The 6,749-nt window shown below is 54.0% G+C and carries 7 protein-coding genes; 5 read left to right on the forward strand and 2 right to left on the reverse strand.

Annotated elements, in window-relative coordinates; translation table 11 throughout:
- The first annotated feature begins 175 nt into the window (after positions 1-175).
- The 5 genes from ASE28_RS31580 (at position 176) to ASE28_RS19465 (ending at position 4,975) form a co-directional block, all read left to right on the forward strand.
- Positions 176-910: a formylglycine-generating enzyme family protein gene (locus ASE28_RS31580; RefSeq protein WP_162262266.1), complete on the forward strand. Its 735-nt coding sequence runs from the start codon at positions 176-178 to the stop codon at positions 908-910.
- A 301-nt stretch (positions 911-1,211) separates the two neighbouring features.
- Positions 1,212-1,820, forward strand: coding sequence for a hypothetical protein (locus tag ASE28_RS32185; RefSeq protein ID WP_157422049.1), 609 nt, complete (start codon positions 1,212-1,214; stop codon positions 1,818-1,820).
- Positions 1,821-1,868: 48 nt separating this feature from the next.
- Positions 1,869-3,209, forward strand: a complete 1,341-nt coding sequence (locus ASE28_RS32190) for a hypothetical protein (RefSeq protein ID WP_157422050.1) — start codon at positions 1,869-1,871, stop codon at positions 3,207-3,209.
- A 601-nt stretch (positions 3,210-3,810) separates the two neighbouring features.
- Positions 3,811-4,419, forward strand: coding sequence for a hypothetical protein (locus tag ASE28_RS32195; protein ID WP_157422051.1), 609 nt, complete (start codon positions 3,811-3,813; stop codon positions 4,417-4,419).
- The gene (locus ASE28_RS19465) at positions 4,385-4,975 is read left to right on the forward strand and encodes a hypothetical protein (protein ID WP_157422052.1); all 591 of its coding nucleotides are present in this window, start codon (positions 4,385-4,387) and stop codon (positions 4,973-4,975) included. Before ASE28_RS32195 ends, ASE28_RS19465 begins: the two co-directional genes overlap by 35 nt.
- 92 nt (positions 4,976-5,067) lie before the next feature.
- On the opposite strand, the gene ASE28_RS19470 is transcribed toward ASE28_RS19465, so the two are convergent.
- Both ASE28_RS19470 and ASE28_RS19475 read right to left on the reverse strand, forming a co-directional pair.
- On the reverse strand, positions 5,068-5,934 hold the full coding sequence (locus tag ASE28_RS19470; protein ID WP_057268114.1) for an MBL fold metallo-hydrolase: 867 nt from the start codon (positions 5,932-5,934) through the stop codon (positions 5,068-5,070).
- Positions 5,935-6,007: 73 nt separating this feature from the next.
- Positions 6,008-6,652 carry a protocatechuate 3,4-dioxygenase gene (locus ASE28_RS19475; RefSeq protein WP_200963973.1) on the reverse strand — a complete coding sequence of 215 codons (645 nt, stop codon included), beginning with the start codon at positions 6,650-6,652 and terminating at the stop codon, positions 6,008-6,010.
- Positions 6,653-6,749 lie beyond the last annotated feature (97 nt).

The following is a 6,749-nucleotide window of genomic DNA, read 5'->3' on the forward strand; positions in this document are numbered from 1 at the left end:
TAGTCAATTATCCATTTGCTTTTTTATGACGAACCATGCGCTCCACACGCGATCAATCCATCGGTTTTATTTGCGAGCATCGCTCATAATCCTTGTAATTGGTCTCGCAGCCTGCAAGCCAGCCAGACCAAAACAGCCGAAGCTGCCGGAAGTGATAAATAGTATTGGAATTACTATGATCTCTTTGCCCAGTGGCACGTTCATGATGGGTGATAATGCGGAGTCGGCCAAGAAAACAGGACGGCCTGCAATACCGGCACATGCAGTTGATGTGCCCGCCTTTCAGATGGGTAAGACGGAAGTCACTGTCTTTCAATACAAGAAATTTCTTTCATCAATTGGACGGGAAGGCGAAAAGAAGCTAAATGACACTGGTTTTCTAAAACATAACAGTGTTAGTGATGACGCTCCTGTACGATATATCGATGGCCAGGAGATAGACGATTTTATCGAATGGCTAAATCGTGTTGATGGGCCGGGGTATCGCTTGCCTACAGAGTCCGAGTGGGAATACGCCTGCCGGGCGGGCAATAGCACGGATATGTATTGCGGTGGAAATGATATTGATCCGATAGGCTGGCACAGGGAGAACAGCGGACAGAAGATCCACCCCGTTGCGAAGAAAAGGCCCAACGCTTTCGGGCTCTACGACATGTCAGGCAATGCAGAAGAATGGACGGCGGACTGCTGGCACCAAACGTATGAGGGTGCGCCAACTGATGGCAGCGCACGGGAGAAGGGTCCAAACGATCGCGCACAGGGGAGAGGGCTCAACAGGTGCAAATTCATCGTTGTACGCGGTGGTTCGGTCGAGCAGTGGCGTAACCGCGCAACAGCAACATACCGCGACTCCAGATTCCCTAGGGCTTGGCATCCTGAAACAGGATTTCGCCTCGCGCGAACGAACTGACCGGTTGAGCATTGGGGGCATGTACAGGGGGCGCCTGGGATCAAGACTGGCCCTTTGCGCGCCCTGGGCGAGCAAGACCCTGCCGGAAGGTGATGGCGAGGCTCTCGCGTGGTCCTAGATCACTTGGCTGCGTATCGCCACAGGCTACTCCAGGTACCCGTCCGCGACGCGCAGGCTGAAAAATCAGCCCATGCAAGGGAAGATCAAGGATGCTGGAGGTCGTCGCCTCGGATGGCTTGCAGTCTCCATGTCATTGTGTCAATGTCAGGGTTCGAGCGGCCATTGGAATTCTTGAAAATTTATGACCGATCCCAAAAAAATAGCCAGCCTGGAAAAAATCTATCAAGCAATGGATTCCGCTGAAAATGAATATCGGCTGGCACATGGTGAGCTGAGTCCAATAGCCCGCGAAGTTGCAAAATCGGAGTTGGAACGAAGGAGTGCTGCTTATGCCAGCGGTGTTGATTCCGAGGCGGCTAAGATTCCGAATATTTCAGACTCAGGTGTATTATTCCAACTTTCGCTTGCTGCTTTGATTATTTTTCTTGGCTATGCATTCCTGCGGATTGTAATGGGGTGGTCAAACGGCGTTTTCGTTGCTATCTTCGTTGTATTTGTTTTACCCTGCATCGCTGCAATGTTTGGAAAGTCCTTTCCGAGATTTGGTGGTTTAATCGGTGCAGCCATTATTGTTTATGGAGCATACTTCTATTTTTCCACCGAAATTAAAGGAGATCACCTAGAACGCGGGCTGACTCATGTTTTTTTGGCGGTGTACACCATGGGATACGTCATACTAGGTTCTTTTTTCTTGATGGGCGCATTTTTCAAAGGTACTGATGATGAGCTTGACGATAAATTGAATGAATACGTTGACGATATGACTGAAGCTGTTCGGAGATTGCATTAGGATTATGCAGTCCAAGAGAGTGATTTTATCAGACTAAATATTTAGCATATGGCTAGCATTAAACGATTTTTCTTTGTCGCATTCCTGATAATTAGTTTTATTGCGTTCATGCTAGCCAATTTTATTTTCATTGCCACGCCTAGTAACTTAAACGAACTCAAAGTTGTTACTGGACGTATTAAGCACGCATATTACCACCCGGGCAACCCTAGCACTGGCAACCCACTTCGTGGTGCGTACAGATCGGGCAGCCCGCCGCAAATATCTTTGACGGTTTTTGGTTCTGACATTACCTTCAAATTAGTTTATGAGCAGGACCGACTTGATAAAATAAATAACGCACCCAAGGATTCAATTGTCAAAGTGACCTATCAAGGTGCCGGCTTGCAAGGCAGTGTCTGGGGGTTAGAACTCAACGGAGTTGTAATTGAAAAACCAGAAGATCACTTGAAGCAAGACAGAAACCTTTATCAAGGACTGTATTACGCAGCAGTTTTTTTTATTGCCATAGCAATCGTGCTATCAAAACTTACAAAATCACAACCAGAAAATAGATCCGAGCGCAATCATTCAAGATCAGCTGGTGCCTACAAGAAATTGATGGTTGAAAATGATCCGCAACCGTTTAAGGGTGTCTTGCACATCATAGGGCTTGTTGCTGGCGGATTGTGGGGAGCCATGTTCGTGCGCTGGTATTACCTCTATGTCGTACCAAAGACAGATTTGGGCGCTGGTGGTACGCTGTTTATGCTGATCACAATATTTCCTCTTATATTGGGTATAACGCTGGGCTATTTTTTCGTGATGGTTGGAGCCCGTCCACTTCCTTCTGTCGCACGGGTTATGGCTGTCTTTACGCCATTCTTAATTGCATTTTTTGGCTTTGTGCTGCCAATGCAAATCAGCTCTGCAAAATCAGAACAGTATCAAAAAAACGCCTTGGCCATCCGTTCGTCTGCTGAAAATCATAATGCAGTTGCTGGAGGCGCACAACAATTCACGCCTAAGGAACTGGGGGAAATTTTTGCTTTGAAGATGCAAACTCCTCACGCCGCACCAGGTGTCATCCCGTCCATGCTCAGCGTGAGTCCAAGTGGTTCGGGTTTTCTCATTGGAAACCGATCAAATAAACCGATTAAGGTCCAAATCTCCCGTGTGCTGCCTGTAGCCGGTACCTGGGAGCATTGCGACATTGGATTTGAGGACACACCGGCACCCGCAATCTCATGGAGATATAGGGGAGAGATTCTACCCGGACATGGAAAAATTTATAACTTCGAGACTTGCACAGAACGGTTTAAAAATGCAAGCATCGAATACGTTGTATTTGATAGCACGGATCAAGTTATTTTTAGATCTGAATCATCCTTTTACCGCCGATATCCATAGTTGCAAATTAAGGCTTGGCCTGACGCGCGAACCCAGTCTCAGAATCGTCCCAAGGGCAATAAAGGCTTGCTAGGCTTGATTGAAAAATACGATTGAGTTTGAGGCGGCTGCGTCAGTTGCTCCATCCCATCAAGCGCTTCGGATCACGGACAAAGGGGGATCTATGCGGATACTTTGCTGCGGGCGTGCATGAATTCGGGGAGAGGTCTCAAACGATGCGAATTCCTCGCCGTGCGTGGTGGTCGGGTGGACTGGAGAGCGGGCTCTGCCAGCGTCCACAGTCGCGACTTCAAAGCAGCGCAAATCAGACATGCCGAAACAGGATTTCGCCTCGCGAAGACGAACTGATTGGCCAGGCACCGGGTGCTTGGGGCAAGGGCACGCAGGTGGATCCCTGGCCTGCTCCCGGATGGTCTGCACCACCGGGCTGCGTATCGCCACAAGGTACTTCGGGTACCTGCCCTCGACGCGCAAGGAGAAAAATCACGCAGTGCAAGGGGCGATCGAGGATGCTTGGGTTCGTCGCACCAGAAGCGTTCATGATCCCTGTCGTTGTGTCCCTGTCGGGGCTTGAGCGGCCATTGAAATTCTTAAAATAATCATGACTGACCCCAAAAAAATAGCCAGCCTGCAGAAACTGTACAAGGCAATGGATTCCGCAGAGATTGAACACCGACTGGCGCATGGCGAGCTCAGCTCGATACCCCGCGAAGTCGCAAAATCCGAATTGCTGCAGAGAAGTTCTTCAGATGCCAGAATGGTTGATGGCGACTCGGGTGAGAGTGAGCGAACTTCTCTTTCGAAGGCTATTTTTCAAATGACGCTGGCCGCCATTATTCTCCTGATGATTTTTGCATTTCTTCATTATGTACTTGGTTTTTCGAAAGCATTTTTCGCCTTTATGGCAATTGTCGTTTTGATACCCTGCTGTGGAGCCATGTTTGGAAAGGCATTTCCGGTGCCCGGTGTCGTGATTGGTTCAGCCATTCTGTGTTATGCGGCATATTTTTATTTCTCCGCCCCCGACCTGAAAGGAACAAGTTTGGAGCGCGGGCTTAATCATACATTTCTAATTGCCTACACCATTGGTTTCATCATGGCAGGTTGTTCTTTTATCATGGGCGCCTTCTACAAAGGCACTGATGAAGAACTGCAGGAAAATTTGAATAAATATATTGAAGGCATTGGAAAAGCCGGAAAAAAATTATGAAAATACATTTGAGCTGAAGATCGTGAAATTCGTGCACTTTAAGATAATCTCAATCCTTGGCGGATTTTTCGTGGCTTTGGCCGCTTCTGCACACACGCCTCTTCGCCTTACAGACGCAGATGTGCAGGCATGGGAGGCGAGAAAGGATGTCGCTGAATCGATTCAGTGCAACAGCCTCTTGGGGGACGCGATTTCGCTTGAACGCCGCTTTGAAGCGATGGGCATGATCAAGGTGCAGGACGGTCTATTTCTGCCAGTGGGCAACAAATACAGGCCCACTTTGTTTGGAGACTATCTGGTGGCAGCGCAAGTCGGCCGCTCAGCTGGACATCGGAATGCCACGGTGGCTACCGTCTACCTGCAGAACCAGACCGGCAAGCTTTTCGCCGAAATGCTGGAGATGTCCAAGATTGACGAGGCGGCGAAGACCAAGGAGCCCTCATATATCAAAAGGACTGGCTTGAAAACCACCTTGCGCGTTGGCTCGGCCTCCGAGCTTTCCGTGGGGAATGCCACGCTCAAGTACCAGTCGTCCATATCATGCCAAGTGCAATAAGGGCGTGCTTGGCCGGGATTGAAAAAGACGAATGAGTTTGAGGTGGCCACGTCAGTTGCTCCATCCCATCAAGCGCTTCCGCGCCGCCCGTGCTACCAGGCCATTTCCCCCTTGGCCACCTTGGCGCCGATGTCCAGCGCGATCGGCAGCCCCGCGTCCGGGTACTGCCTCTTGAGTGCCCCCGACAGTGCCTGCGAATCCTTGGCCTCAGGGATGGCCGCTATGAAGTGCTTGAGGTACCGGCGGGTGAAGTCGATGGAGCGCCCGTCCAGCGCGTCGCCGACTTTCATGTGGCCCGGCACCACCAGTGCGGGCTTGAGCGCCTGCATCTCGTCCAGCTGCGCCAGCCATGCCAGGCGTTGGGCAGGTGTCTGCGTGTTGGCGGTCCATACATGCAGGTTGGACCACAGCGCCACATTGCCGGTGATGGCCCTGGCCGAAGGAATCCAGACATAGGGGCGGTTGGCAAGCTCGCCAGTGGTGCCCCGGATTTCCACGCTGTGCCCGTCCACGCTCAGCACCGTGGTGGGCAGCACCTGCGGCGCCACCGGCCGCCTGGGTGCGTTGGCGCCGAGGCGTGGGCCCCAGACTTTCATCTTCTCCTGCATGTGTTCCCTGATTTCCTGTGCCACCGCCTGGGTGGCTACCACCTGCGCATCGGGGAAAAGCGCCTGGAGCGCTTCTGCGCCGAAGTAGTAGTCGGGGTCAGCATCGCTGATGAGGATGGTCTTGAGCGCCTTGCCGCTGTCGAGCACGGCGGCGGCAATGCGCAGGGCATCCGCCCGCGTGAAGCCCGCGCCGATCACCATGGCTTGCTTGTCGCCGGTGACCAGCGTGGCGTTGACACCGAAGCTGGTCTCCGGTGCCGTGACCACGCTGATTTTGAGCGGCTCGGCCGCCTGCGAGAAGAAGGTGATGCTGGCCAGGGCGAGGGCGCTGATGGCAGGGAGGTATTTCATAAGGCTCTCGTTCGAGGGATGGGTTGTGAACAGCCCGGGATGGGTACTGCGGCAGGAAGGTGAATGCACTGAATCAGACGGCGACCACGATGGGAAACCGCGCCTGCAGCCCATCGGCGCCGGGCGCAAACGGCACGGTGACGGCGCTGCGTTCGGCCTCTGACAGGCCGCGCCACACCGGGTCGCGCGCGTTGCCCGCGTCGCCGGCCACATACAGCTGCGTGGTCAGCAGCTCGCGCTGGCCCAGCCGCACCTTGAAGTGCACGTGCGAGGTGCGCCCTGCATAGGGCACGGGGCGGATGGTGCGAAAGCGGTAGCTGCCGTCCTGCGCCACGGCCACGCGGCCAAAGCCCTGGAAGGCGGCGTCCGCCCTGCCCCAGTCGCCCGGGTGGTGGTAGTGGCCATCGGCATCGCTCTGCCAGATCTCGACCTGCGCGCCGCGCACGGGCCTGCCCGCCATGTCGGTCACCGTGCCGTCCAGCCAGGCCGGCTGGCCGCCGCCGTAGCTGAGCCGGCCATTGCGCAGCAGGTCGTGGTCGGCGTCGGCAGGCAGGCGCACGGGGTAGAAGGGCCCTTCGGTTTGCGATGGCGTGGCGATGCGCGCGGCAGCGGGTTGCGCGCGGGCGCCCAGCCAGAGCGCCGGGGCGGCCACCAGGGCGGCTGCAAAGGCGCGCCGATGGAGCGCGCCCGCATTCACCCTCACGCCCCCGGCCATCATGCCCACCCCTGCAGCACCACCTTGCCGCGTGCCGTGCCCGATTCGAGCAGCGCATGCGCCTTCTTCAGGTTCTCGGCGTTGATGCTGCCAAAGCGCT

Origin of the sequence: Acidovorax sp. Root219 (assembly GCF_001428665.1) — a bacterium.
Taxonomy (GTDB): domain Bacteria; phylum Pseudomonadota; class Gammaproteobacteria; order Burkholderiales; family Burkholderiaceae_C; genus Acidovorax.

Coding starts and splice junctions, on each gene's coding strand:
- ASE28_RS31580 (WP_162262266.1), top strand. CDS start 176: ATGATCTCTTTGCCCAGTGGCACGTTCATGATGGGTGATAATGCGGAG.
- ASE28_RS32185 (WP_157422049.1), top strand. CDS start 1,212: ATGACCGATCCCAAAAAAATAGCCAGCCTGGAAAAAATCTATCAAGCA.
- ASE28_RS32190 (WP_157422050.1), top strand. CDS start 1,869: ATGGCTAGCATTAAACGATTTTTCTTTGTCGCATTCCTGATAATTAGT.
- ASE28_RS32195 (WP_157422051.1), top strand. CDS start 3,811: ATGACTGACCCCAAAAAAATAGCCAGCCTGCAGAAACTGTACAAGGCA.
- ASE28_RS19470 (WP_057268114.1), bottom strand. CDS start 5,934: ATGAAATACCTCCCTGCCATCAGCGCCCTCGCCCTGGCCAGCATCACC.
- ASE28_RS19475 (WP_200963973.1), bottom strand. CDS start 6,652: ATGATGGCCGGGGGCGTGAGGGTGAATGCGGGCGCGCTCCATCGGCGC.